Below are 26,871 nucleotides of genomic sequence, written 5' to 3'. Positions count from 1 at the left end.
ATTAGCACGATTGAATCGATTGACAGAAAAAAATTCGTATTCTTTGAGCTCTAGTCTTAGAGACCCTCAACAGTCCAAAATGAAAAAACAAATCGGAATCGCTTTATGAACACACCAGTAGCGGCAAGATTGCAATCGGCCGCACCGCCTTCAAGCGCATGGGTTCGCTTTTTGCGCTCATACGGACCAACACCCAACAACCTGACTCTCTTCGATGAGTTTGTTACAGACAACTTGATCAAGGCTAAAGTCAAGCCAATTACGCTATCGAGCCCACAGCTTGAAAAGATCAAGGAACGTGTCAGCTCTGGAGAACCCGGCTCTATCTTGATTGCTGGAACAGCAGGTGATGGCAAGACTTACCACTGCCGTGGCCTCTGGACTTATCTCGGCGGCGCAGAGAAGGATTGGGTGTCCAAGACCACGGTAAAACACTTGAAACTTGTCGATGGTCGCAAGGCGATGTTCATCAAGGATCTCAGCGAGCTAACCGACGAGGAAAGCGATGGCGCGCTCACACTGATGGAAAAGTCCGTGAGCGGGGAGGAGTCTAAAACATTTGTCGTGATAGCCGCCAACCACGGACAGATCCTTGAACGCCTTCGCGACTTGGGCAAACGCCAAGGCCGACCTCATCCACTGCGTAAGCCAATTCAAGACGCTTTCTTGCAGTATGGGCAGCCTCCAATAAGCCTTTCCATTTTCGATCTCAGCCGAACTACGCGTCGCGAGTCACTCAGCGAAGTACTTAAAGCTGTTGCGGGGCATCAGGAGTGGGAGAACTGCAAGCAATGTTCACTTCAAGCTGATGGTCGCATATGCCCCATTTATGAGAACCGTACCAGGGCGCTAAGTGAGCACGACAACGGCTTATTCGCCAGGCGCCTCGGAGATATCGTCGAGGTCTCGCGCCTCAACGGCTGGCATTTGCCAGTGCGTGATTTGCTCACGTTGGCCTCCAACATCATCCTGGGGCATGAAGATACGAAGCTTGCGAAGGAAGGGCTAATGGCCTGCTCCGACGTAGCCAAAATTCAAGAGAAGGGGGCTATCGAGGCGGCAAGCCTCTACGGCAACGTCTTCGGCACTAACCTGCCTCTTCGAAGGGCGATGAGCCGGCCTGTATTCAGAGCTCTAGCGTCCTTTGGCGTGGGGACGGAAACTACCAACTCCGCCGATGGCCTTGTGGTCTATGGTGCCGACGATCCCAAGCTAATGGATGCATTCAATCGCTTGCTGGGCAGCGATGTGGTTTACGGTGCAACGCAAGGATACTTGGCATCCTTGCAGCGCTACCTGGAAGGCGATGAGGCGGCACGCATCGACAACGGAGCGCAAGAGTTTCTCGACCGGCTTAAAACCCAGCGCCGACGCTTGTTTTTCACCATTCCCGATTCGGAGAATGAATACAACCATTGGTTGATGACGGCTTTCCGGTTTGCGGGCGATTACCTTGAAATGACCGACTTGTTAGCGGAGGGGAAAGGCGTCAGCGAGAGCACACGCTCGAGGTTGGTTCGAGGACTCAATAGGGTCATGACAGGCCTTTTGATCGAGAACAACGACAAGTTGTTCGTCGCAAGTTCCGGAGGATTCACTCAGTCCCGCATCAGCGTTCTGTGCGATACCGAAGCAGCGGCTCGTCGATCTGGCGGCGTGGGCATGCGCATCAAACTGGGCCCGCTGACGGAGAGAGTGACTCTCGATGTGGCTTTAGCCCCCGGAGAAAACCACTCGGCAAGCTTAACGCTATCTCCTATCCGCTTTGAGTTTTTGTGCCGCGTGGCCGAAGGCGCGTTGCCAGGCAGCTTCTCAAACGAATGCCTCGAAGACATGCTGGCCTTCAAGGCCAAGCTTTTGCGCAAGGCGGAGCTGCTCAGGGCTGACCGGCTTGCCGAAGACGAAGAACCGGGCGTGGACGATGGAGCTCTGACGCTCAACTTCATCGAAATGGAGCAAAACGGTCATGGGTTCTCCCGGCCAGTCACTGTGAGGGTCGGCGCATGAGGCAAGTCATCGAAGGCGTCGATTTCGCGGTCGACGAACACATCTGGGGGCATCGCCTCTACGACGAGCAACTGCCGCATCTGGCCGTGTTGGAGTTTCTTGGCGTCCTGGGCTCCAATGCCGACAAACCACTTCGCGAAGTGGTGGGGCAAAAAGTCCGTTATCGCCCACAGCGCCAAATCAGGCTCCGAGGTCTGCTCTTCAACAATCCGTATGTCGAAGCCGTGCGCGAACGGTCCATTTCCGACGAGGACAAATGGGCCCTGTGGGGGGAGCGCTTTGCCGTCGATGCCGAGCAGCTCGGTGATGGCGACATGTCCTATCTGCGGACAGTGTTCAACAGTTTCGACGACTTCGCGAAAGCCATTGAACTTTTGCGCTCGTCCTCGTTTGAGGCACAGAGCAACAAGCGGTGGAGCTCGAAGTTCGTGTTCCCCTTTGGTCCTGATGCAATGTATGAGGATTTGCGCATCGATGCTGATGGGGGAGCGTCCAACGACCGACGCTTCTTCGCGCGCAGTGGCGAGCTTCTCTATTTGATGCTCTGCCGCGCTAAGCGAGGTCCAGAGCTCGGCGATCAGTTGATCAAGCGTCTTTTTGATGCCACGGCTCCTATGAACCGGTTGGTGAAGGCATTGCAGGGCAAGCCCCAACACGCTAGCGACTATCGAGATGTCGGCTACTTGCCACATGCGAGCCACCCACGATTTGATCGCCTATGCGACGACTGGCTCGCGATCCTCTCGCGCGACATGCCTGTCTACGACGCCTTGGAGCATCTGATCACCAGCGCGGGGTTGAACTTGCTGCTGTATTTTCTCGAATGCGGCAAAGACCAGGTTAGGGACGCCGAGCACCTCGAGATCATCTGCGAGATCGTCTCGCGCGAACGTACCAAGGTTAGATCCCTATCAGGCGACTCGTATCGATACAACCAGGCGTTGTCATTGCGGGCTGTCCGCACCGCGGTGGAGGACATTCGCCTGACAGATGAATGGTTAGCAGCAACTCAGTCGCAAGATCAGAACGGGGGGTGCGCCGCGCTTTTGCGCTCTAGGTTTCAATGGCCGCCAGCCGATGGCGGCGACGATGGCGATTCGGTCAACTCCACAGGAGAGCAGCTAATCCGAACTCTGGTCGACAAGGCGGAGTCACGCCATGAGCAGCACGTTGGAAAGATTCATGCGGCATGGTCTCGCGCGATTGGACTCAGCTCGCGCAGACTTTCGCGCCGAACCCGCTACGCCCCCAATGATCGTTTACTCAAGACCTTGGTTGTGACGATGGTCGACGAACGCATGCAGTTCGACGATTTTCTTAGCGAAGCCCGAAGGCGCTATGGCCTGGTGATTGGCGATGCCGAAGGCATTCGCCTGGTGACGGAAAAGCTGGTCGATCAAGAAGCGCTCAGCGAGAACCGGGGCAATTTGGAAGCGCGGCTGGTCGGGCTTGGCCTGGTCCGGCGCCTGTCAGACTCCTGCTCCTTTGTTGAAAACCCATTTGTCGACGAAGGTGCCGCATGATGCAAGCCGATCGAATCATCGGGCGCGTGGCCGCCTCTATTCTTTCCCAGCGCCTTGCTGACGCCCGGCAAGCTGATGGAACCCTACCTGATTCCGCTGCACTTTTTCGATTGGACAAGCTTTCCTCGGGCCAGATCGCGGCCATCGTCCGCGAAATACTGAACAACCCCACGCTCTCGGCCCAAGTGGATTTGCAGATCCCGGCGGCCCTTGTCGAAGGTGAAGATTTGCCCGAGGAGGCCTTGACCACCATGCATGCCGGGCGGGCTCGAAACACCGGCACAACTAAGGAGGCGCTGCTGACCGCTAATGGCAATGAGCAAAACGTTGCTGACACGTTGGGGTATGTCACCGCACTCGGTGCCAAGGAACTGCGCTCCAACGAGGTGGCTTGGGTCGAGGCGACATGCCATGTGGCCTCCATCGCACCGACCTTCGAGGATCGGTCCGTGTTCAAAGCTGCTTTGCGTGGATTGATCGCTGTCACCGACTTATCGCTCATTCAGCTTGGCGAGTTTTGTTCCAAGATCAGCGAGGCATCTCATCCTGCGAGGGGCCTACCCATTCGAAACGCGATCGGCTGGTCGCTTCCTTACGTGGGGCTTCCGCGCGATTCGTCATTCTTCGCTAGCGCCAAGACATACGGCCAGGCGGTTGGCCCTTGGCGCAAGGCATTCGAGAAGCTCCTCGCTCAACGGGCTCCATTGTTGGCCAAGCAACGCTCCAATGGTCAGCCCATTGACCCCGAGGACATGCGGCAGCGCCTGATTGAGAACAGCGCGTCGATCGACCCCGCCGCGCAACCTACCTTGGAAGCCTTCATCAACGCGCCGTTGGGTGACGACTCCATCACCTGGGATGTCGCCCAACTTGAATGGGAAGAGCACGGCGTCCACTTCATTTTCGAAAAGCCGCGCGAGCGCCAACAAGGCTTGGCCGAATCCACGATCTATTTCTTTGAGCACGACTGCACCGATACTGAAGTGTTGGTTGAAGGGTGGCGCAAGCATCTCGAAGACCTCAAAACCCGCGAGCGGAGGTCAGACTGGAACGAAGAGGATGAGGAGTTCTTCGAGCTTCATCGCCGATACATCGAACAGGACACCAAGCTCCATGCCCGTTGGGAAAAGATCATCTTTGGCAAGCCGATCGATTGCACGGACTTCTTCGAAGGTATCGTGAGCGTCGCACATCAGCTTGTCGCCTCGTCCGCGCCATCGACCAAGGAGCGTTTTCTTCGCTTGACCGTCAACAAGGGTCGCACTGTGTGGCGTGAGCGCTTCAATCACGACGTGGGCTCCTACTTCTCCGCCATGTATCGAGGGCTCAAAGAGCTCCTGGGATCGAAGGTCCAGTGGCGCGTCGAGAAGATGGGCGTGGCCAACTTGCCCGATCCGCTTTTCCGATACCCCGATTTTTTCGAATGGGAGCGGACCAACCGCAAAGACAAGCCCAAGCCGGTCACTTCCGTTGCTAAACAAGCGGTCCAGATCAAATTCGAGGTCGCTTTGGTAGAGAAGTCGGGCGATAAAGAAGAGGTCATTGGCAAGACTCAACTGCTCTGGAACTACAAGCCGCAGTCGATTGGCCTTTCGCTTGTCGATGACATGCTCCGTCTCAAAGAGAAAGGATCGGTAGGCAGCACCGAAGTGCCGCGCCGATTGGTGAGCAAGAAGGGTGGGGTGCAGAGCGTCTCGCTTTTGGATACCACCACGCTTGAGGCCACCTTCTCGCGGGACGCAGGCTCGCTCGTGCCACCACCCGCTAAGTTGCGAAGCCTTCGCGCTGAGATCAAACGTCGCATAGACGATCTCGCCGATGAGGGCCGCTTATCCACCGAGCAGCGCGACATCTTGCGCGGCGCGTGGAAGTCGTTCGAAGAGGACTACATCAAGGCGATCGATGACTTCATCAAAGTGGGCCTGCACGGGGAAGCCGTCATGCGCCAGGCCGAGACCTTCGGGGCGTTGCTGCGAGCCCTGGCGATCCACGCCCGCGGCGATGTTTGCCGATCCCGCCTGGTCTCCGAGGTACTCACCATCGGCACCGTACGCGTGTCAGGTGAACAGCCTTGTTTGATCATCCCGCCCTGGCATCCGGAGCGGATGAAGGCCTTGGCGGTCAAAACTCGTCGCGTCGCAGGCTTGGTTACCCATATCCTAAGCGGCGAAAACGTGATGTTTGGCGATCGCGGTATCTTCTTCCGCGAGTTTGCGGAAGAGCTGGCTCATCCCTACTACCCCGAGATCGCCCTGATCAACCGCAACGGAGCGCCTCTGCTGGTGTCTGAAAGCAGCACTGTCAACGGATATAGCCTGATGGAGCGGCCAATTCGCGGCGACGAGGACACGTTGACCGATGTCGATCCATCCTCTGCGGCGAAACAGGTGCAAGAATTATTGGGCCGATACGTCGGTTTGCAGCCACATGAGGCAAGCAATTTGAGCGTGTTGCTGTACAACGCCGATGCTGCTGCTCTGCCTCTGGCCGTGGTTCGCGAGCTGTCCAGTGTCCAAGCTGATTCTGATTTCCAGTGTGGCGTCTCGGTGCGCCATCGCGATCCGGCCAAACTTCGCCGTGTCTACGCGGAGTTGGTCACCAAGGCTGGCGATGATCCTGATTTGCCCGTCGTCAGCGAGACCTCGGAGAACTTCATCTCCAAGCTGCGCATCTCGGTGGTTCCAGCATCGGCGACGCCCACTAAGGCGAGCAACTCATTCCGCCCTTACGACATCGCATTTCTGCACGACGTGGTTTCGCGCACGGCCGGGGCCGAGTGGATTCCAGTGGACTGGACAAACGACAGGCCAAGCCTCGAGCACGCGCCATCGCGTTGGTCCTATCGAAGTGTCTCCGGCGAAAACGAGTTGAAGTCCACGACTTTCCTGACCTGCCCGCGCCAAACCGCTTCGGGTTGGGCCTATATAGGTGCGGTGGGCACGGTAGTGCGTCAGAGCGATTTGGTCGAGGGCCAAAACTTCCTTCCGGCCCGTCGTATTTCGTTGCAGAGCGACACTTTGAAGGAGACTCTCGACGACGCTCACGCCCTTGCGGAGTGGGTCGCAACCTACGACGACCTTCTTGACAAGCGACAGTTGCAAGCTAATGGCATAACTGTCGTGCGCTATCGGCGCGCCTCCACCAACGGCCGAAACATGATCGTCAGCTCGACCTCCGAGTTGCGGCTTTTGGGCGTGCTGGCTCGTCGCCGTCTTTCTGAGCTGGGCCTATCGCTGACTCCTGAGCAGCTTGTCGAAGTCGGCGACCGAATGAAGAAGGATGCGCTCTCAGTCTCGGGCGATATCGTACTTCGTGCGGCAAAACGCGGCGTCTCCGCTGGAGAGATGCTGGGGCTGGTTTTGAGCCGTTACCTCCTGGACCACGAATTCAAGAAGATTTCGGGATCGGGCGCTCGCCAGTCATTCAATGTTTACTTCCTGCTTGATGACTATGCCGACTGGCTTGCACAGCGCGAAAGCCGAATCGCAGACATCTTGGGCCTTTGCGTCGAAGAGCGCGACGGCGTACCGCATTTGCATGTGGCTGTGATCGAGTCGAAGTACGTGACTAGCTCAGCCGAGGCCGAAGCGAAGCGGTCTTCCAAAGCCCAGCTCATGGCGACACTTTCGACGTTCCGCGAGGCCCTCTTCGGAGATCCCGGACGATTGGACCGGGATGTCTGGCTTGCTCGCCTGGCTGACCTGCTGATTGATGCTGATATTCCTCCCGGCTGCGCAGGCTTGTTGGAGCGCGCTCGGGCGGCTCTGCGCGATGGCGAGGCTCAAATATCCCTTCGTGGCTATTCGCACGTCTTCGTCCACAACGCGGACGCATCGGTGAGCCATGCTGCCGCCTCCGAGCAGATCCTCGTGGATCAAACCGACGGTATTCAAGCCTGGCAGGAGGTGTTTGAACGCACCGAGCTGCGCAGCCTCGTCGAAGCCTACGCGTCAAAGAGCGACCCGGCACTCATTCGGGTCAAACTTGGCCCAGAAGAGCCCTGGGCAAGTTCCTCCCCGCGTCCACCTGCCGCCCGCGTGGCATGGACCTCGATGATGGATATGCTGGCATTAGGTACGGAGCAGGCCATTGAGGATGTGCCGACAGTGCACAGCAGCTTGGGGTCCAGCGAGCCCACGGAGGCTGTGCCTGCGCCTGAATCTACGCCACCATCGACATCCGAAGTACTGTTGCCGGGTGCGGATGCGACAGCGCCTGCTCAAACAGCAGTGGTACCAGCCGACCCTGTTGCTCCGACGTCGATTGGCCACAACCTTGCCGCTTTGATCGCTTCAAAGGTCGGTGGTCAAGTGGGTGCGGTCGATGAGCGCGAAGCGTGGGCTGACGAGACCACCAAGAAGCTCAAAACGGCGCTCAATAGCTATGGCCTGCAAGCTGCGATCCTTGGAACGCGTCTGACCCCAAATGGGTGCCTTGTGAGGCTCGCCGGTTCAGACCGTTTGCGAGTTGAGGACATCGAGGCGAAGCGCACACAGCTCTTGACCACGCATGCGATCAATCTGGTGACGGTGCAGCCCAAACCAGGCGAAATCGTGGTGACGATCGCCAGCGCCAAGCGTCAGTCGGTGTCTCTTTGGGATCTGTGGTCTCGTCGCGGTATCAACCGCAACGCGGCTGGCATTAACACCTCGTTCGTGCTTGGCCTCCAAGAAATCAACGGCTCGCTGTTGTATCTCAACCTCGGCGGCGAATACGGTGGCCTGTCCTCCCATGAGCCGCATTCGCTTGTGGCGGGCGCTACAGGCAGCGGAAAATCAGTTTTGCTTCAAGCGATCCTGCTTGATATCGCCGCGACTAATTCCAAAGACCTTGCACAGATCATCCTGATCGATCCCAAGATGGGCGTGGATTACTCGGCTCTGGAGGACCTTCCTCACATGAGGGAGAAGATCATCGTCACGCGTGAGCGTTCGACGGAGGTTCTCAGCGGGTTGGTCGATGAAATGGAGCGGCGCTACACATTGTTTGCCGCCGCTCGTGCTCGCGATCTGACGACCTTCAACGCCAAGAGCCTCCCTGGTGAGCGTTTGCCGATGTTGTTCCTGGTCCACGACGAGTTTGCGGACTGGATGCTAGACGACGGCTACAAAGGGGCAGTGAGCGCCGCGGTGCAGCGGCTTGGCGTCAAGGCGCGAGCCGCGGGCATCCATTTGATCTTTGCCGCGCAGCGTCCTGATAAGGATGTCATGCCCATGCAGCTTCGCGAAAACCTTGGCAATCGCTTGATCTTGAAAGTGGCCAGCGAGGCAACCTCCAAGATCGCATTGGATCGGCCGGGAGCGGAGCTGTTACTTGGCAAGGGGCACCTAGCGGCCAAGCTCAATGGTGAGCAAGGCCTTGTATTCGCCCAAGCCCCATTCTTGTCGGATCAAGAGATCGAAGCTGCCGTAGCCGCCATTTGTCGCGATGCGGGGGGGAAGGGAAGATGATGCTTCCAGGAGCCCCTGGGTCCGCCCTGCCGAGTTCCCTAAGCGCAGGTGTGCACCAAGATATTTTGGATCTAGCCTTCCTTGGCTTCCACAATGTCGACATGCTCTTCTTTCCGCCTGCCTGGCAGGCTGCCCCAGATATTCCATGCCATTGGACTTGCAGCGACTTCCCCCCGAACCCCAGAAGTAGCATCCCTAAGAAGCCGGGCGTCTATGTGTTTGTAGTGTCGACTGAAGTTTTTAACTTCCCATGTGCCAATGGACTGTTCTATATAGGTAAGGCCACCAATTTGTATGAGCGAATCGGTGCCTATATCGGGGATGAGAACAGGCGCTTTTTGAATGCAACGCGTCCATTGGTGTGGAAGATGCTCAATCTGTGGAGTGGGCATCTGAAATATTTCTACACGACAACGACCGATGTGGCGGCTGCGGAGCATCTGGAGAGGCAAATGACGAACGCACTGCGTCCGCCATTCAATCGGCAATATGACGCGACAATCAGCAAATCAATGAGGGCGTTTTAATGAAGACTGCAACATTGCTTCCAGCCCTGCGTTCTCGCGTAGGCGACTGGAACTACTACGTCACCACATTGAGTTTTGAAGAAGTCGCAGCTCTGATCAAAGCGCCTGATGAAATTCACGAGAGAAAGAAGCTGGCCGAATGGATTCAGCGCGAAGCGATTGATTCTCATGCGGTGGCTATCGCACAATACATCGTAGGCAATCCGCAGCGTTTCCTTGGGTCTTTGATCGTTGGCGTCTATGGTGGCGCGCCCAATTGGACGCAGCTCAATGTGAAAGTGCCCGATGACGAAGGCATCTCCAAAGACCAGCTCGCACGCATCGAAGGTAAGCTAGGTCTTCTTAGACTCTCCGGAGCTGAAAACCTCTTCGCTATTGATGGTCAGCATCGAGTCGCGGGTATCAAGCTCGCGCTCGAAGGCGAGGAGGTTGCGGAGCAGATTGACGACGACAGTGTCAGCGCGATCTTTGTGGCCCACGATCCCAAGAGCGAAGCGGGTAAGCAGCGCACACGTCGACTGTTCACCACTGTGAACAAGAAGGCCCGGATCATCTCCAAGTCAGCAAAAATTGCGCTCGATGAGGATGACGGCTTCGCAATCGTCACTCGCAGATTGATCGATTCGCATTGGCTTTTCGAGGATGCTCGAAAATTCGTCCTCTATACCAGTGGTGGCTCTATCCCCGCCACAGACATGACCTCGATCACAAGTGTTGTTGGTTTGTTTGAAATCGTCCGCGACTTGTATGGTGGAAGTCTGAAAGAGTTTGAGGAAGCGCGTCCAGATGAAGACTCATTGACAGAGCACCTTGAACTCTGCTCGGAGTTTTTCAATCAACTACTGGCGCAGATTCCTGAATACAAGGCGGTCTTTGTCAGCGCAAAGGCCCGGCCTGGGGACTATCGCAAATCGGATAAGAATCACTTGCTCTTTCGTCCAATCGGACAGAGAGCATTTGCCCGCGCAGTTGAGTTCCTTGTGTCGCGTGGTGACACTGTCGCTGCTGCAATGAAGAAGTTGCGCAGTGCCGAGCTCTACATCCAAGAGGCGGCGTGGCACTACATCGTTTGGAATCCCGTCGATGAGACGATGATTACCAGCAAAATTCTTCTTGCCGAGGCGCAACTCCTAAGTTTGGCTGGCCAACCACTTAGGAATAAAACGATCGCCAAGAAGCTAGCCGAATTGCTTGCATCGGTTGCCGAGGAGTAAAGCTTCGGCCAGGTTTCAACTGGCCAGGCAACGTCGGCTTTTGAAAGTCGCCTCACTTGTGGCAAACGACGCAGGCACCACCGCCTTCGTCTTCGCCAAACAGATCGTCGAGGTCTTCGATGTTCTCGATCGGTCGTAATGGGTTAATCGGCTTGTTGGCTAGCTCGCGCTGCTTTCTGCGTTCGTAGTCGGTAACGATCTGGATCACGCGGGCGGGCTTTTCAAGTTCGCCTAGCGGCTCCCCCTGAGTCCATGTGAAGGGCGACCCGTGTTCCAACGCGTTCTTCTCGTATTGCTTCGCTTCTTCGAAGGCTTCAGGGTGACGCTCTTTCAACCGAACCCACTCGATCTTCTGCTGGAAGAAGCAGAAGGTGCAGCCACTGCGCGAGCGCCAATCGTAGTATTTCGGGATGCCGACTCCTGAGGAGTCCAGGATGTCGAACACACCACGCTTGTCGATACCGCCTTCGCGGAAAGGCAATTTGACCGTCAAGTTCTCATGCTTGGAGGTATACCCCTCCCGATACTCTTCGTCGGAACGGATCGCCACGTAGGAGGTGACCTTGTCGCCAGCGGCGAGCATGGGTCGAATCCAAGCTTCGAAAGGGGCGAGCTTAAGTTGGCGGGTGCACCAACGAGTCTGTGCCGAGGGCAGAAAGTGGTGATATTCACGCAACCAAAAATCAAAGTCGCGCCGCGGATTCAGACGGGCGATAGGCTTGCCCAGAAAGCCCTCGAGGCGACCTAGGAACTCATACACCTCGGGAAGCTCTTTGCCTGTGTCGGTAAAGAAGTAATCGACATCGAGGTCGGGGTAATGCTGTCGAACATAGACGGCAAGAGCCGCGCTGTCCTTACCACCGGAAATCCCCAATACATGTCGTTCAACCATGTGACGTCTCCTTGCGTTCTTCCTCTTCGACTGTGAGGCGCATACCGGCTTTTGCCAGCGCGGCCAGCAGTACATCTATGCTGTATCCCTCGCCTTTGAGCGTTTCGGCCAAGCGACCCGCCATCAACTCAACCTCTTGGCGATGGCTGTCCGAGATAGAAAAAGATCTGGTTACTGTGCGCGTCTCAGCGCCGGCTCCAATCACCACCGCAAACGCCTCGCTGGTGGGTTCACGCCCCTTGACAGACACGAAGGCTTCGGCCTGTCGGAACCTCAATGCAGCTTGCGCTATTTCGAGCAGTGCATGGTCGATATCACGGTCATTCCAGTCGCGCGGTGGCTTGTTGGCTGCCAAGCTCAGGATGCCCTCAATGCTTTCCTTGCTTCCATCATGCTTGGCCAGGCGCGTGGCGAATGCGTCCTGTCGGAGATCTCCAGTCACCCCAGCAACGGCCTTCGCGCGTGCCTGCAATCGATCCCAGCGACCGTATGGCGCGTCCAAGGCTTCGAGCATGGTCGATTGGATGCGATTGAGCAAGGCGTCGTAGGCCCCGGCGATTTCGATGATGGGGCCGCGAAGAGCTTCAACGTAGGTTTGGCCACTTTGGTTTTCTAGGAGCGCCGCCAAGTCGATGAAGAGAACTTTATGCGGATCGCTTGCCTTGAGCAAAGTATCCCTTACGGCTCTGGCCTCGTGGCTGATCGTGTGGGTGCGTTGGCTCCATGCGGACAATCCGAACACTAGTGCGACCAACCCACGAGCTGCTTCGAGTGGGTCGCGAGCACTCGCCGACGCCCCCACTTCCGTGAGGATCTGGGCGATGCCTGCCAGAATGCTGCTCTTTTGTTCGTCGATGACAATCCAGCGCATCGAGAAGTTCGATGGATCTTGCAGATACTCGTCAAGATCCGCTTCGTCGACGCGCGGGATGAATATGTTGTTCTTGTATAGGGCCAAGTTGGCTTTGTGCGCCATCAAGAATGCAGTGAAGATCACCGGCATGACCCCTTTGCGGACTCCGAAGGGTGGTGCGGCCCACATGTCCTGTATGTCCCTGACATTGACGCGAGTGTTTGCGTCGGCAAACATGGCGCGGGTTTCTCGCCACAGATTGACGAACGTTGAGGCGTACTCTGTATTTGGCTCCATGAAGCGCCAAGATCCATGGGCGTGTTGACGGTGAAGTCCGGGACCGCTGCCGCCGCCCAACAAGGTCGCGTATAGGCCACGCTCTGCTGGGTAGCCTTCGATGCCCAAATTCTCGGATTCTTCGTTTGCCAGCATGCGGTAGAGCAAATCTCGCCGAGCTTTCACGCTGTTGCTCGATGGGCTCTCACGGTTAACAAGTTCACTCCATAGCTCGGGCGCTGAATGGAAGACCTTATCGGCGAAGTTCGAGGCCAAGGGCGCGAGTTTTATACCGCGTTCAAATTCTTGATCTCCTGCAACCCATTTGGCATTAGCCACCGCTTCGCGAAGCTGGTCCTCCAAATTTGCACGGACAGCAGAAAGACGAGCCTGGACTTCACGACGAGCCACTGGATCGCCATTGAGTTCGTGCCGTGACTGGACGCTTTGAAGCGCCAACAGCTCCGCGCCGAGTTCCTCGATGCGGGCATGGTTTTGAGGCAAGCCCACCACGATTGGCCAAGGCTCGACATAAGAGTATTCGCGGCACTTGCGAAGTGAGACGTTGTTGTTGGAGCCCGGACCTGGCAAGGCAAGTAGGAGAAGGCCGAATTCGCCGCCTTTGGGTTTAAATTTGGCTGCTATCTTGGGTGCATCGTCCAGGCGGCACAGCGCCATGCTCATCCAACGCATGGTGCCCGTGTCGTGATAGTGCCGCTTGGCGATCACCGGGTAAAGATTGGTGAGGCTTTCGAGGAGATCGAAGTCTACCCCTGGCATCGTGGCTCGAGCTTGGTTCGTCGCGCTATCGATATCGAAATCGGAGCCCTCGAAAACCGACCATGCTCCGATGTGCTTCTTGAAGAGAGCGACCCGCCACAGCGAGAGTTGATCAAGGGCGCCGGCGACTTTGTCGCGTAAATCAGACGGCACTAACTCTTCGAGCACCTTCGTCTCGGCTGCGAGTCCCGATCCGTTCCGGAACAAGTCGATGACGGCGATGTTCTTGATCAATGAGACATGCAGTGGATCAGTCGATTTGGCCTCGGTGCGCTCGACGGCCTCCACTGCCTGAGCCCATCGGTGGCCATCATTGGAGGCCAAGATGGCTGGCTCCAAATTCGCCCTCAGGTATTCCCAATAGTCGTTGGGGCGATACGAAGGTGAGTTGAGTTTGCTCGTTGTTTCCAAATAGGAGCGAAAGCCATGAGGCTCGACCGACGCCAAGAATCCAAACGTGCTGCGTTCGTTTTGGCCAAACTGTCTCTTGGAGATCGGGCCTAGCAATGCAGCCATGGCCGGGTGAATAGGCCAGCAGGCCTCCAAAGCCTTCGCGAAACCATCACCTACCGCAGGCCGTCGAGCCTTGATCGAGTTGGCGATGACCACGCACGCCGGTGCAATACGGGACAAGGTGTCCTCGGATTCGATCGCACGTCCGATAAGCTCTACCACTTCGTCGCTCGCTGCGACCAGCGGGATGTCCGAGAAGCGGCCTTGAATCTTGGCCCAGTCATCGCGCGTGTCGATGCCAAGGCGCGCCGCGTATTGGCTAAACGACTGATGGAGGATGCCAATGATGACGACGCGTCCCGAGGTCCGGGCGGCGGCCTCCGCCAGCTCTTGAAAGAAGTAGACATCATCCCCCGAGCCCAAGGCGGATGCCTCCAGGAACTTGCCCATCTCGTCGATGATGATCACGATGCCGTCGTGCTTGCGGCTATCCGCGTACTCGCAGATCTCATTGATCAGCGTGGCTCCCGAGACTTTTCGCCCATCATGGTTGAGGCCCAATGCTTTGCGAAGGCCCTTCGATAATTCGCCAATGACGCTGCCGCGCTTGCCGACGATGGGGATAGTTAGCCAGCCGTTTTTGTAAGGAAGTGCGCTATCGAACGTGGGCACTCCTTGGAGTTGAAGCGCCTCCCGTGCTTTGCGCCGCAGGATTTTGTCGGTGCTCAGAGCGCTCGCGAAAGCCACGGCGAGCGACGACTTGCCGCCGCCGAAGGGGCCAGTCCATGTGAAAGCGCGTTGGTTGCTCTCCAAAAGTTGTTTGGACATGCTCTGCAAGACCGCCTGAGCAGTCCCATGGCATATGTAGCCATCTAGAGCGTCATGCCGCCCCAAGTCAATATCGATCTTTATGGAGCGTTGATAGTGGCGTGATATCCGAACCATATCCGACAGTTTGATGTCCGCTTGGTCAGGCATATGCTTTTTCAATCATTTGGTCGCTGAGCTTCTGCGTGAGCTCGCCTTTTCTGTGAACTTGGCGCAGACCGGCGGTGTCTGTCCATGAAAGCTCTTTTCGGGTGACCTCTTCGAGGCGCAGCAACCGCTCCGCAACCGAGTCCTCATCCAACTTGAATACGCGTCCCGGCGAACCTTCGCCGTAGGCGATCGCTTCGAAGGCCAAGGAGCTCAATCCCGGCGCGGTGCTTTTCCAAAAATCAATCAATGCATAGGCGAACATGCCGTCATGCAAGGTGGGCTTGGGGCCCCTTCGAAAGGAGAAGTGCCCTTTTCGTTCTTCATTGATCAAGCCCAATTCGCCAAGCATGGGTTCCGCATAGTCCTCGGGCGAACCTCCGGCCGACCGAGGGGCATAGCCTCGGATGCAAGTCTCGATATCACGCGAAATCGTAGCCATAGAGAGTTTTCGATTGGGGTCAAGAGAGCGGGCGTATTCGACCAAGGGGGCTTCAAGGTCTTCGCGCGAAAAGGAGGGCAAAGTCACGAAATTGAATAGCCACCGCCAAGTGGTAGCGCGGTTCCCACGCCCGGCTAACCACCAATGCGCATACCAAGCCGTCGTGGGGTTTTCCGCGTAGGGGTCGAGGCCTTGGTCAGCCAAAACGGCTTTTGCGTGGTCCGTGATCACGTAAGAGCCTGCGGGGGCTCCTTCTTCGGTGATGACGTTGCATGCAAGCGCCCAATGGCGTATTGATGCGACCATGTTCTTGCCGACGCCGAACTCGGCGATGGCGTCTTCATTGGTGAAGGTGGCCTTGTGGATGTAGTCGAACGAATCGCCGCGGTCGTAGGCTTTTTTGAGCCACATTTGGCGCAGAGGAAACGTTTCGTGCCCTGAAAAGTGGGCTGTTGCGCCTTCGGATGATGTTTTTTTCCTCATGCGCGCGATTCTACTGGGGAACATCACCAGTGAAGAAAATTCGGTATGTGCCACATAAATAAAAGAATATTTTCAATTAAAAATGAGCAGGAAAAATTTCATATTTTGAGGTTAAGTGTATGATTTAAATAGATTTTTTGGTTTTTAATGCGGTTATTTTGCTGATTTCCATAGCTGCGAAGTAGCTGTCCATTGAGAGCAATCGTTGCATAAGTGCGCTTTCGCTAATTCACATCACCTCACAAAAACCCAAACCTCCTCGCATGCGCCTCCAAAAACGCGGGCGCAGGCCGAAAGCGTTCCGGCAGGCGAATCGCTTGGCCTTGGCATTGCGCCAAGCTGGTTTGTGCAAACGGGTCCAACTCGGCGTGACGCAGCGCTTCGCCCACGCGGATGGTGAAGTCCGGTAACACCGTGATCAGCCCTTGGTCATAGGCCCGGTCGTGCAGGGCCGACAGGCACAGGCCGTTGCTGGGGTTCAGGCGGTTTTGGGTGTCCATGCTCCACGGCACGATGTGGCTAGCCACCAGCAGCTTGGGCACGCGCAGGCCGCTCATGCAGCAAGTGGCGTTGTAGCTGGCCAAGATGGCGCGGCGAAACCGGGCTTGGTTGACGCGCACCTGCACGATGGCCGTGGTTGTTTTGCCTTCTGCAATCTCGGGCACTTCGTCCAGCACGTCCACAAAGGGCGGCAGGCCGTTTTGTTCTGCATAGTGGCCAAAGGACGTGGCCGCTTCGGTCACCACGGGGTCGTTGGCCGCCAAAAATTCGTTCCAAATTTGTTGGTCCAGCTTGGACGCATTGCCCATGCCGCGTCGGCCACTGGCCACAATTTGAGGGTCGAGGCTGGCCAAATTGACCAGCTTCATGGCCACAGCGCTGGCGGTGCGCCCCATCCACTGCGACAACTGCACGATGCGCGGTTGGTTGCGGTGCAGCTGCCCAAATGGCAGTTGCAGGTAAATGTGAAACGCCGCCAATGTTTCGTTGCGCGTCCAGTCGGTGGATCGTGGCATGTGTTGTTCTCCCTGACGGCAGATATTAGCTGTCCTCGTCCCACGGGATCGGTTTGGCTTGTCTGCGCAAATCGTTGGGGCGGGTGTTTTGCCGGAAGGTGTCGGGTGGCCTGAAGCATTCTTCGGGCGTCACCACATAGACCGTCCAATCGCCGTACAGCTTGCCGTCAAAGCACAGCAGGTCGCCGTCCATTTGCAGTTCCAAAAACGTGTCGTTGTTGCCGGTGAGCAAGTGGGCGTCGCTCGGGCTGGTGAACTGGACATGCACGTTGCAAGCGTAGATGGTGTGAACGTGTTGGAGCGGGCCAAAGGCGGGGCCATCAAAACCCCAGTCGTTCATGACTTGGTTGGGTGTGTCGCGGCCATGAAACAAGCCCAAATACATGCCGGGTTTTTGGGGCCGTATGCCGTAAACGGGTGCATCCGCTGCTTGTGCGTGCTTGGGCATTTCGCCTCCTTGCTGAAAAGGCGCTCAGCTTACGAACGGGGCGGGGTTTTGTGTACCAGGGCTTTGCCTGGGTTATCCAATGGTCCGTAGCGGCTAAAGTGGGGGCCGCTTTTCAGCCAAGACAAAATACCCGCCCATGACCCCACCCCGACTCGACCTGCGCAAAGGCGTGACCGACCCTGTTGTCCTGTTGATTTCCAGGCGGCAGGTGGAGCAACAAGATCTGGCTTCGGTGCTGGATTCACTCAAGGTGTTTACCGCCACGCGTGAAGACGCTTGGCTCTACCGGGGGCAGATGAGTCTGGTGGTGGACGGCTACAACCACGACCCGCGTGAGCTGGTGGACATTCCCGAGGTGCGCCACTTCCTCAAGCGGCTGGCCGCCCAGTGGCCTTACTGGGGTTTCTTTTTGAACCAGGTGGACGACAGCATCAAGATTTTGGGTTCGTGCTGCTGCGGCGTGGAGTTTCCCGGCCGTGGCGCGGTGCTCATCGATCCGGCGCTGCTGCCCGGCTTTTTGAACCAGGCCTTTGCAGGCATGAACGCGTTGTTCGATCAGCACGGTTTTCCCGAACACGAGCTGGAGGCCATGAGCATGGGCTTGGTGGCTTTGATTGCGCCGTCTGAGTGATTGGATCAGTCTTGAGTGGAATCAAGCCCCTCCAAACAAGCTCACGAGCTTGGCAACCTCTGGCGTCATGCCCATGGTTTTGAGCCGCACATGCGGGTGTGCGGTGGCAAAGACACGAAAAACTTCATCCACAAAGGCTTGGCCGACGTGGGCCACGCCTTCAAAGTCAAGCACCACGGTCTTGAACTGCGTGGCGCGGTTCATGACCCATTTGGCTTGCGAGCGAGAGACCAGCTCGCTGCTCAGTTGGGCCAGACGCACCGGGATTTCTGTGGTGTGAAAGGCTTCACCGGGCTCTGCATCGCCCACGTTGCTGGCTTCAAAGTATTTGAAATACACATCGTTGCTGGTGCGGGTGCTGTCCAGCGCCAGCGACATGCGCACCACGGTCTGCACCTGTGACGGCTTCAGTGCGGCGTTCACGTCGATCCAGTCAAAACGGGCCAAGGGGGTGCTGGCTTCGTTGGGGTCAAAACGCAGGCCACACGATTCGATGGCGAAGCTGTCCATCATGCGGGACGACACAAAAATTCCCATGCCCGAATGGCCTTGGGCCGCTGTGGTGAACTTGCCTTTGGCCAACTCCAAAATGGCCAAGCGTTCATCAAACAGGTGTGCAGATTCGGCGATTTTGTAAAAGATTCCCTCGCCGTCATCGGCCACCACCATTTGCAACTGGCCGTCTTGCAGGTGCATGCCCATGAGCACCTTCAAACCGTTGGAGTGGTCCAGCGCGTTGTTGAGCATTTTGGTGAATGCGGTGTTCACCAGGCTTTTGACGTTGGGCTTGAGGTCGCTCAGCAGGGGCGCAAGGCGTTGCTCCCAAACGGCCATTTCGCCGCCGCGCTGCAAAATGCTTTCGCGCTGCTGCACGCCCAGCCAAAAGCGCTTGTCACCCAGGCTGTAGGTTTGCCGCGTGCCTGTGCCGTGCCGCTGCAAATAGCCACTGTCGGCCAGCTTCTTGATGCGACGCGACACGGCCACCCGCGTCAGGCCGGTTTGCTCGGTCGCCACACTGGCCATGGCCCCACCTTGGGCGGCACAAGCGAGGATGATTGCATCGTTAAGGTCAAGCATTTGTATCTCTGAATGTAAATTTTGATTTTTAGATTGTATAGCTAAGATTATTTTATTGTTCTGTTGACATCGGAAAATCGGACCTGGCTGACGCTCAAGCGGCTGGCCGCCCAGTGGCCTTACTGGGGTTTCTTTTCGAATCAGGTGGACGACAGCATCAAGATTTTGGGTTCGTGTTGCTGCGGCGTGGAGTTTCCCGGCCGTGGCGCGGTGCTCATTGATCCGGCACTGCTGCCCGGCTTTTTGAACCAGGCCTTTGCGGGCATGAACGCGCTGTTCGACCAGCACGGTTTTCCCGAACCCGAGCTGGAGGCCATGAGCATGGGCTTGGTGGCTTTGATGGCGCCGTCTGATGAATAGGTGTTTTGTCGTCCCCACACCCAAGCCACAATCAGCGCCATGAAAAATCTTCGCATCCACAAGCTGGTTCAAGGTCAAGCCGATGATGCCGACCGGCTTGCCGCGTTACGACAAGCCGCCCAAGAGGGCATTGCCGACATCGATGCAGGGCGTTTCAAGGCTTTTGTCACCAAGCAGGAATTGCGCAAATACCTGCAGGCGATTGCAGGAAAAGCCCCGACGGTTATTCACCAAGCCCGTTATCGATAAAGCAGCCTTGCGTGCTTCAAGAGCTTGGCCGCATTTGCTGGACGGCCCTGATTTCGTAGTCGTTGATCAGCTTTTTGAAGTACTTGTAAATGTCGGCCATCTTCACATTCAGCTGGATGCTGGCAAAACCTTCATCATTTTTGTCCAGCGGGATCACGCCCGTGACCACGCTCTTGAAGTGTTCTGGGTCTTTGTTTCTGATGGGCTGATAGCTGTTAATGGCCAAAAAAATGTCGTCGAGTCTGTAGCCATGGTCTCTGGTGAGGACCATCAAATCGTAGAGGTCACGAGACTTCACGCGGTCATAGAGGACGAGGCTTTTCATGACAAGAAGCCCTTCAACGCTCAGCACATCAAAGCCTCCCTCAAAAACCGTCACCTTGGGGGCGGTCTTTAAGTACGCAATCTGCGCCTTGGGTCGGTCGCTTTCATAGCGGGAATGAAACGTGACCTTGGCTCCGTCAATCAGGTAATCCTGAATGTAGTGATCCAGGTTTTCTGACGTATTGATTTTGAATCCCAGCTTTTGTTCTGGTGTGATCAGGCTTTCAATCGTGGAGCCACTTGCAGCCAAATCATCCAGGAGTCCATCAATCGCTTTGATGGGCAATTTCTGTCCGAAGACATTGAAGTCCAGGTCTTCGCTGATCCGGTGTCCTATTTGCAATGCCAGGGCTGTGCCACCGACCAAGGTAAAGCCAGCCAGTCTGCAGTCGTCTTGGAGTCGGACGAAATTTTGCCGAGTCGCCTCTGGCATGAAATCCAGTTTGAGCTTAGGCATTCGATGGCTCCTTTGCTGCTCGCAAGCCTTTGCTGATGTTGCTCAGCATCCTGCTCACGCTGGCGCTGGTCATGGGCTCAAATGCATGCCGCTTGAAAACGCGCTTGACCTTGGGGACGCCGTAGTAAAAGCACAACCGAGCCACATCCTCGAACTTGTGTTTTTCGAGCACATGGCCGATCAACACATCGTCCTTGATGTTGGGGTTTGACCAGTCATAAGCGCCCGATAAACCGATCTTGACGGACTTGCGTGTCGCGTTGGCTTGGTGAATGACGGTGCGCAGCCACGCGGGGATCAGCGCTGCGTAGTTGTCCATTTCCCCTTCTGCCCAGTCACCCGTGGCACGCTGGATGTCCAGCGTTGTGAGGTTTTGCATTCCCCGGGTCCACAGCTCTAGCAAGATCCTGCCCTTGGGGCTGGCCGCAAGCTGGATTTTCCTTTGACTCATGCGGCGAAATTGCACGGTGTGCCCAGCGGCCTTGACGGTGCGTGTCAGACCCGAAGTGGGCACCACCAGCAGATCTTCTGCTCCTGCGGCTGGCGCAAGCCCTACTTTCTCCCCCGTTTTTTGTGCCATTGCATGGGCAATGGATTGTGTGTCCACACGCTGGCCCGCCGTCACATACAGCCCTCTGGCGACCCGCTCGATGAGCCCTGCCTTCATCATGCGAAAGAGCGCCTGGTCAACGGCTGCGCGACTCCCCAGCGACAAAAAGTCAACACTGGAGAAGACGGCCCCTGGGGGCTTGTCGGCGATGGCTTGCCTGATTTTTTCAGATGTTTGCATGTTAGAAATTATTGACGTTTTTCAACCAATGTCAATTATTTAAACGGTGCTCTTGAAAAATGCAGGCCCGATGATGATTGAATGAATGCTTTTTTTGTAGGAGCGGTGCCCTCGCCGAGATGGCATATCGCAGACCACTCCCCACCGCCCCGAGGGCGGGACTTCCACAGGGATAACAGGGCTGATCGCTGTGCCCTGGACCAGCCTTTCACTTCAGACTTCAAAGGGCCGGATCAATAAACGGCCACTTCAATCGGGCTGCATCAACGTCGGCACGGCTGTTTGATCGGCCCAGACAAAGGCCCATTGCTCATATTGACCCGCCAGCGTTTTGGCGGCTTCGCGGCCCATGTCCAGGATCAGCACGCTGGGTTCACCGGGCCAGCCATTGCCGGGGTGTTGCCCGATGCCATCGATGAAAGCCAGGCCACGTTGTGACAGGCTGGCTTTCATCGTGTGCTGTCGCGCTTTGTTCTCTGTGTCGCTCAGTTGTTGGGCAAACGGGTTCCATGCGGTGATGAAAGCGGCGCACAAGGCCTTGCGCTCGGCCATCAGCTTTTCAAGGTCGGGGCAAAACACGCCGATGTTCATCGTGAACGGCGGTTCATGGTGGACGATGTAGTGGGTTTCGGTGAAGGCTTCTATGAGGTCGGAGGGCAAGGCGTTGGTCATTTTGTCAATGGTTAACTGGCGAGGTTCAGGTAGGTTATTCCATATATCCCGTTGCAACTCGGCGGACTCTGCTCCAGTACTCCGCAACGTCTTGTCGAGTATTTTGAAGGGCGATCGAGGCATTTTTCAAGTCATCAATGTCTTTGTTGTCGCCACGGCTGGTGCGCCCCAACCAATGGCTGGCCTTGGCCAAATCAGCCAGTAACATATAAAACTCCATGTTTTGTTTGATCAAATAAATGCGGGCGGTTTTGTTGCTGTACCGGGCCATGACATTTTTAGGGCCGAGCACAATCGTTGGGTCACCTCTTTCTTGCAAACGGTCCAGAAAGTTTGCCCACGCATCGTGGCAGGTGCACATGATCTGGATGATTTCAAAGTTGCCCGTTTCGTATGTTTCGCGGCCAAGACGCATGTATTCACGCTCAATTTTTTGGCGGGCGTTGTGTAGGTCAGACTCCAAATCGTCGAGCATGCGGTTCATTTGATCAATGGGGATGCCTTGGTTTTGGTGTGTGCCAAAAAGATCATCTTCATAAGAGATGAAGTCACAGCCGCATGCCTTGCAGTAGCGGTTGATGCGTTCGTCGTCGATGACGCATCCCGCCACATGAATTAACCCGTACTTGTGCGCTTCGATCGTTTCATGGCTAGGCTTGCCGTACGCAATCGGGACCGTTGCAACGCTTTTGCAAATGGGACAGTGGATAAACATGGTTGTCTTTTAGGTGAATGCACTTCGGCCAGTTGCCTGGCCGAAGCGGGTGGTCAATGATCATTCAAAGGGGCATGGTTGGCCTGCTGTGAATGTGCCGTTCGCGCAACATCAAGCGCCCGCAGAAAGCCGATTGGCCTCAGCGATGGCTGCGCGTCGGGCGGCATCAAACTCGTTGAGCTTTTGTTTCAGCTCGGGCAGGTGTTGGCTGACCAGGTCGGGTGTGCCGCCCTCAATTGAAGGGGCTGCACTGAACAAACCCGAGGCCGGGTTGTAAAAGCAGGGGGCGGATTCTGGCAGGAACACTTGGATCAGCCCCGAGCCTGGCACGGTCTGGATTTGGATGGTTTGGTTTTGCAGCGCAATGGTGGCGTAGGCCATGGTTTTTCCTTCTCCCGCAGACGATTGGAACGTCGGCGGCGTGCGGGATCAGGGCGCTGCGTGACGCTTTAGCCATGTATTTGTTGTGCGCCCAGGCAAGTGGTCTGGAATAAATCCGGCGCGGTGGGGATTGTAGTGTTTATTGGTTCATATTTTGAAGCTGCCAAGGACGAGTGCAGATGAAAGCAGGTTAGCGATGCCAAAGCACCCGTCAAAACAATCCGATTGAATTTGTGCGACATCATTTCACCCATTGCGCGACAGAATTGGTTTGACGCGCGACACGTTGCGCGACAAAATCAGGGTTAATATTGTCGCGCAACACCATTTGCACGACACAAAGAGTGCTCAGCCATGGAGGAGCCCAAGATGTCACGCACCCTGCCGACCGAAGAACTTCAGCTGATCACGTCCATCGTCGCGGCGCAGCCCGGCGGGTTGCAGATCGCTGAGATCGAAAAGGAAATTGAGCGTTTGCAAGGGCAGAAGCTCAACCGCCGTACTTTGCAGCGGCGGTTGCAAAAGCTCATTCAATCGAAACGTCTGACAGCTCAGGGAGAGAGCACGGCATGGCTTTACAAGCCTGCATTGGCGCAGGCGGGTGAATCGGCAGGTCTTGCCCCTGCGGCTTGGGTGGGGACGGCTGAGTCGGAGCTGTATGTCCACGTTTCCCCCGAGGGGGCTCGCATTCGCGATCAGGTGCGGCTGCCGCTGATGCACCGCCGCCCTGTGGGCTATCGGCGTGAGTTTTTAGAGGCTTACCAGCCGGGCCATACTTTTTACTTGTCGGCGTCATGGCGCAGCCAGTTGCACGAGATGGGCCGCACCGCAGCCAACGAACGGCCAGCGGGCACTTATGCCCGGGACATTCTGAGCCGATTGCTCGTGGATTTGTCGTGGGCATCGTCCAAGCTGGAGGGCAACACCTACAGCCGCTTGGACACTCAAAATTTGATTGAGCTGGGACAAATCGCGACGGGCAAGGACGCCATTGAAACGCAGATGATTTTGAACCACAAAGCGGCCATCGAGATGCTGATCGAGAACGCCGATGAGGTGGGCTTTGATGCGTTCACGTTCAAAAACCTCCATGCGGTGTTGTCACAGGATTTGATGCGGGACCCGCAGGCCAGTGGTCGGCTTCGGCGGCGGTCGGTCGAGATTTCCGGCACCGTGTTTCACCCCGCAGCTTTGCCACAAGTCATCGAGGATGGCTTTGAGCAATTGTTGAACAAGGCAGCGGCAATTCCCGATCCGTTTGAACAGGCTTTTTTTCTGATGGTGCAGTTGCCTTATTTGCAGCCGTTTGAGGATGTCAACAAACGCGTCTCGCGCATTGGGGCCAACATTTCATTGTTCAAAAACAACCTTTGCCCCTTGTCATTCGTTGATGTTCCGGAGCGGGCTTACGTCGAGGGCACTTTGGGCGTTTACGAGCTCAACGAGGTTGATTTGTTGCGCGATGTGTTCGTTTGGGCTTACGAGCGCTCTTGCCAGCGGTACTTGGCCATCACGCAAACCATGGTGGAGCCCGATCCTTTGAAGATCAAGTACCGGGAGTCGCTCATCCAGGCGGTGCAAGCCGTGGTGAAAGGACTGCTGCAACCCACGCCCGAGGTGATGGCCAAAGTGGCCTCAGGCATCGTCAGTGGGGCCGATCAAGCCGCGTTCATGCTGATGTTGACGGACGCACTGCGTCAGCTGCACGAGGGCAGCATTGCGCGATACCGCTTGCGCCGATCCGAATATGCGGCTTGGCAAGCTCGTTTAGCTGCAGGCGAGCAAGCCTGATCGCGCTCAAGGCCACGCCATCACGCCCCGCAGCCCCACCCCAAAGCTCTGAAAACCTTGCGCGTCCCATTGGGCGCTGCTGTCAATGTTGTCGTGTTGGTGGCCATGCACCGTCATGCGCACGCCCATGCGGCGGGCCAGTGTGTCCAGCTCTTTGAATCCGTGGTCGTGGTAGCCGGGCGCTTCGTGGGTGATGAGGATGTCGGCTTGCAGCGTGGCCAGTTGTTCCAGCTCGTCGGGGTAGATGCTGGACCAGTGCTTGAGGTGCACGCCGCCTTGCCAGCGGTCTTGGCGCGGGGTGACGCGGGCGTGCGCTTCGCGGTTGCGAAACTTGGGCGCTTGCTGGTCTTTGGGGTACCACACCGCACCGCGAAACACGCCGCCCAGCCCGGCGATGCGCGTGCCGCAGGGCAGCGTGACGACGCGGCCGTGCAGCTGCCGCTCGCTCACCTCGGGGTGCCAGACGTTGCCAAAGTTGTCTGCGTGGTCGGTGTCGTGGTTGCCGTGGATGAACCAGACGCGCTCCCAAATCGCTTGCAGCTCGATGTGCAGCGGCCGTGCAGGCTCCAGGTCGCCGAGCAGGATGACGGCACGGGCGTGGGTTTGCAAGGCGGCATCGATGATGTGCTGCCATTGGCCGTGCGGGTCGCCGCAGAAGAGGAGGGGGCCGGGGTGTCGGTGTTGCATCGGTTGGAAAGAATAACCCCGAAATTCAAACATCAGACGATGGATGTTCGGGGTTAAGGGGCTATTCGTGTGCATCTCGGCGGTCGAAGACCCCGATCCCAACTCTTAAAGACGCACGACCTTACATCGCCGGGTAGTCAATGTAGCCCTCAGGCCCCGGCGCATAAAAGGTGCTGGAGTTGGCTTTGGCCAGCGGGGCGTTGGCTTTCAGGCGCTGCACCAGGTCGGGGTTGGAGATGTACGCACGGCCAAAAGCCACGGCGTCGGCGCGGCCGGATGCGATGGCGTCGATGGCCATGTCGCGGGTGTAGCCGTTGTTGGCGATGTAGGCGCCTTTGAAGGCTTGACGTGCCCAGGCAAAGTCAAAGCCGGCCAGGTCGCGTGGGCCACCTGTGGAGCCTTCGACAAAGTGGATGAACGCAATGCCGCGCTGGTTGAGCGCTTCCACCAGAGGGCCAAACACCGCCTGGGGCTGGCTTTCGGCCGAGTCGTTGGCGGGCGAGACGGGCGACAGGCGAATGCCGGTGCGGCCTGCGCCGATTTCGGCGGCCACGGCGTCCACCACTTCCAGCGCAAAGCGGATGCGGTTTTGGGGCGAGCCGCCATATGCGTCGGTGCGCAAGTTGGTGCTCTCGCGCAAGAACTGGTCAATCAGATAGCCGTTGGCGCCATGGATTTCCACACCGTCAAAACCTGCCCGGATCGCGTTGGCCGCGCCTTGGCGGTATTGGTTGACCACTTCTTGGATTTCATCCTCGGTCAAAGCTTGGGGTACGGGGGCAGGCACTTTGCCGTTGCGGCCATAGGCCAAGATTTTGGGGGCCACGGCCGAGGGGGCTACGGGGTCCCGGCCACCGGTCAGGTCGGGGTGGGTGATGCGGCCCACATGCCAGATTTGCGCCACGATTTTGCCGCCCGCTTCGTGCACGGCCTGGGTGATGGGCTTCCAGCCTTCGACTTGCGCGTCAGAGTAAATGCCGGGTGTGGCCATATAGCCTTTGCCGCCGGGTGAGACCTGTGTACCTTCGCTGATGATCAGCCCCGCGTTGCTGCGTTGGCGGTAGTACGCGATGTTCATGGCGCTGCCGGGAATGTCGCCTGCGGCTTCGTCAGCGCGGCAACGGGTCAGCGGAGCCATGACCACGCGGTTGGCCATCTCGATGTCGCCGATGCGGGTGGGTTGGAAGAGTTGGGCAAGGGTGTCGGTCATGGGGGCTTGATATGGCAGAGGGTTAAAAAGAATCTCCTGATTATGGGCGGCCCCTGCGCAGCGTGTGTGGCCGAACACGACACAAGCCATGGGCTGGTGACTTGGTCTTTTGTAGGTCGGCCGGTACCGTCTGACCCACAGGTGCTGCCCAGTCAAAAAGGCTGCACCACACTGGGGATAATGGCAGT

Annotated in this window: 22 protein-coding genes; 9 read left to right on the top strand and 13 right to left on the bottom strand. The window is 57.0% G+C overall.

The window, feature by feature from the left end:
- The first annotated feature begins 105 nt into the window (after positions 1-105).
- From B9Z47_RS18815 to B9Z47_RS00625, 5 genes are read left to right on the top strand one after another with little or no spacing between them, the layout of a single operon-like run.
- Positions 106-2,007: a hypothetical protein gene (locus B9Z47_RS18815; protein WP_108329338.1), complete on the top strand. Its 1,902-nt coding sequence runs from the start codon at positions 106-108 to the stop codon at positions 2,005-2,007.
- Entirely contained in the window at positions 2,004-3,530 is a 1,527-nt protein-coding gene (locus tag B9Z47_RS00640) for a hypothetical protein (RefSeq protein ID WP_108329337.1), read from the top strand. The genes B9Z47_RS18815 and B9Z47_RS00640 overlap by 4 nt, the downstream gene beginning before the upstream one ends.
- The gene (locus B9Z47_RS00635) at positions 3,527-8,980 is read left to right on the top strand and encodes an FtsK/SpoIIIE domain-containing protein (protein WP_369911561.1); all 5,454 of its coding nucleotides are present in this window, start codon (positions 3,527-3,529) and stop codon (positions 8,978-8,980) included. Before B9Z47_RS00640 ends, B9Z47_RS00635 begins: the two co-directional genes overlap by 4 nt.
- Before the next feature lie 50 nt (positions 8,981-9,030).
- Positions 9,031-9,507 (top strand): GIY-YIG nuclease family protein, encoded by a 477-nt coding sequence (locus B9Z47_RS00630; RefSeq protein WP_158271594.1) that lies wholly within the window; start codon positions 9,031-9,033, stop codon positions 9,505-9,507.
- Positions 9,507-10,721, top strand: coding sequence for a DNA sulfur modification protein DndB (locus B9Z47_RS00625; RefSeq protein WP_108329335.1), 1,215 nt, complete (start codon positions 9,507-9,509; stop codon positions 10,719-10,721). The genes B9Z47_RS00630 and B9Z47_RS00625 overlap by 1 nt, the downstream gene beginning before the upstream one ends.
- A gap of 52 nt (positions 10,722-10,773) precedes the next feature.
- On the opposite strand, the gene B9Z47_RS00620 is transcribed toward B9Z47_RS00625, so the two are convergent.
- The 5 genes from B9Z47_RS00620 to B9Z47_RS00600 form a co-directional block, all read right to left on the bottom strand.
- Positions 10,774-11,613, bottom strand: a complete 840-nt coding sequence (locus B9Z47_RS00620) for a phosphoadenosine phosphosulfate reductase family protein (protein ID WP_108329334.1) — start codon at positions 11,611-11,613, stop codon at positions 10,774-10,776.
- The gene (locus tag B9Z47_RS00615; protein WP_108329333.1) at positions 11,606-14,953 is read right to left on the bottom strand and encodes an ATP-binding protein; all 3,348 of its coding nucleotides are present in this window, start codon (positions 14,951-14,953) and stop codon (positions 11,606-11,608) included. The genes B9Z47_RS00620 and B9Z47_RS00615 overlap by 8 nt, the downstream gene beginning before the upstream one ends.
- On the bottom strand, positions 14,946-15,875 hold the full coding sequence (locus B9Z47_RS00610) for a DUF4007 family protein (protein WP_108329332.1): 930 nt from the start codon (positions 15,873-15,875) through the stop codon (positions 14,946-14,948). The genes B9Z47_RS00615 and B9Z47_RS00610 overlap by 8 nt, the downstream gene beginning before the upstream one ends.
- Positions 15,876-16,114: 239 nt before the next feature.
- Positions 16,115-16,891 (bottom strand): HNH endonuclease, encoded by a 777-nt coding sequence (locus B9Z47_RS00605; protein ID WP_108329331.1) that lies wholly within the window; start codon positions 16,889-16,891, stop codon positions 16,115-16,117.
- 25 nt (positions 16,892-16,916) lie between these two features.
- Positions 16,917-17,339, bottom strand: a complete 423-nt coding sequence (locus B9Z47_RS00600; RefSeq protein WP_108329330.1) for a hypothetical protein — start codon at positions 17,337-17,339, stop codon at positions 16,917-16,919.
- 136 nt (positions 17,340-17,475) lie between these two features.
- Between B9Z47_RS00600 and B9Z47_RS00595 the strand changes: the two genes are divergently transcribed.
- Entirely contained in the window at positions 17,476-17,970 is a 495-nt protein-coding gene (locus tag B9Z47_RS00595) for a chlororespiratory reduction 6 domain-containing protein (protein WP_053169143.1), read from the top strand.
- Between the two features lie 21 nt (positions 17,971-17,991).
- Here the strand turns inward: B9Z47_RS00595 and B9Z47_RS00590 are convergent, their stop codons facing one another.
- Positions 17,992-19,047: an STAS-like domain-containing protein gene (locus B9Z47_RS00590; RefSeq protein WP_108329329.1), complete on the bottom strand. Its 1,056-nt coding sequence runs from the start codon at positions 19,045-19,047 to the stop codon at positions 17,992-17,994.
- A 63-nt stretch (positions 19,048-19,110) separates the two neighbouring features.
- Between B9Z47_RS00590 and B9Z47_RS00585 the strand changes: the two genes are divergently transcribed.
- On the top strand, positions 19,111-19,407 hold the full coding sequence (locus B9Z47_RS00585) for a hypothetical protein (protein WP_108329328.1): 297 nt from the start codon (positions 19,111-19,113) through the stop codon (positions 19,405-19,407).
- 39 nt (positions 19,408-19,446) lie between these two features.
- The gene (locus tag B9Z47_RS00580) at positions 19,447-19,656 is read left to right on the top strand and encodes a hypothetical protein (RefSeq protein ID WP_146185737.1); all 210 of its coding nucleotides are present in this window, start codon (positions 19,447-19,449) and stop codon (positions 19,654-19,656) included.
- Positions 19,657-19,672: 16 nt separating this feature from the next.
- Here the strand turns inward: B9Z47_RS00580 and B9Z47_RS00575 are convergent, their stop codons facing one another.
- From B9Z47_RS00575 to B9Z47_RS00555, 5 genes are all read right to left on the bottom strand, one after another.
- Positions 19,673-20,437: a nucleotidyl transferase AbiEii/AbiGii toxin family protein gene (locus B9Z47_RS00575; RefSeq protein ID WP_108329326.1), complete on the bottom strand. Its 765-nt coding sequence runs from the start codon at positions 20,435-20,437 to the stop codon at positions 19,673-19,675.
- Positions 20,430-21,227 carry a DUF6088 family protein gene (locus B9Z47_RS00570; protein WP_108329325.1) on the bottom strand — a complete coding sequence of 266 codons (798 nt, stop codon included), beginning with the start codon at positions 21,225-21,227 and terminating at the stop codon, positions 20,430-20,432. Before B9Z47_RS00570 ends, B9Z47_RS00575 begins: the two co-directional genes overlap by 8 nt.
- Before the next feature lie 249 nt (positions 21,228-21,476).
- Positions 21,477-21,899: a DUF3293 domain-containing protein gene (locus B9Z47_RS00565; protein WP_158271593.1), complete on the bottom strand. Its 423-nt coding sequence runs from the start codon at positions 21,897-21,899 to the stop codon at positions 21,477-21,479.
- Positions 21,900-21,933: 34 nt separating this feature from the next.
- Positions 21,934-22,614 (bottom strand): hypothetical protein, encoded by a 681-nt coding sequence (locus tag B9Z47_RS00560; protein WP_146185736.1) that lies wholly within the window; start codon positions 22,612-22,614, stop codon positions 21,934-21,936.
- A gap of 111 nt (positions 22,615-22,725) precedes the next feature.
- Positions 22,726-22,995, bottom strand: coding sequence for a hypothetical protein (locus B9Z47_RS00555; RefSeq protein ID WP_108329322.1), 270 nt, complete (start codon positions 22,993-22,995; stop codon positions 22,726-22,728).
- A gap of 369 nt (positions 22,996-23,364) precedes the next feature.
- On the opposite strand from B9Z47_RS00555, the gene B9Z47_RS00550 reads away from it, so the two are divergent.
- Entirely contained in the window at positions 23,365-24,786 is a 1,422-nt protein-coding gene (locus B9Z47_RS00550) for a Fic family protein (protein ID WP_108330007.1), read from the top strand.
- A 6-nt stretch (positions 24,787-24,792) separates the two neighbouring features.
- Here B9Z47_RS00550 and B9Z47_RS00545 read toward each other — a convergent pair whose 3' ends face one another.
- Both B9Z47_RS00545 and B9Z47_RS00540 read right to left on the bottom strand, forming a co-directional pair.
- Complete coding sequence (locus B9Z47_RS00545) at positions 24,793-25,473, bottom strand: metallophosphoesterase (RefSeq protein WP_108329321.1); 681 nt, start codon at positions 25,471-25,473, stop codon at positions 24,793-24,795.
- A 121-nt stretch (positions 25,474-25,594) separates the two neighbouring features.
- Positions 25,595-26,683 carry an alkene reductase gene (locus B9Z47_RS00540; RefSeq protein ID WP_108329320.1) on the bottom strand — a complete coding sequence of 363 codons (1,089 nt, stop codon included), beginning with the start codon at positions 26,681-26,683 and terminating at the stop codon, positions 25,595-25,597.
- Between the last annotated feature and the right edge of the window lie 188 nt (positions 26,684-26,871).

Origin of the sequence: Limnohabitans sp. 2KL-1 (assembly GCF_003063435.1) — a bacterium.
In the GTDB taxonomy this organism is placed as follows: Bacteria; Pseudomonadota; Gammaproteobacteria; order Burkholderiales; family Burkholderiaceae_C; genus Limnohabitans_A.
Note: the sequence above shows the minus strand (reverse complement) of the source record. Positions and strands in the feature narration are given on the sequence as shown.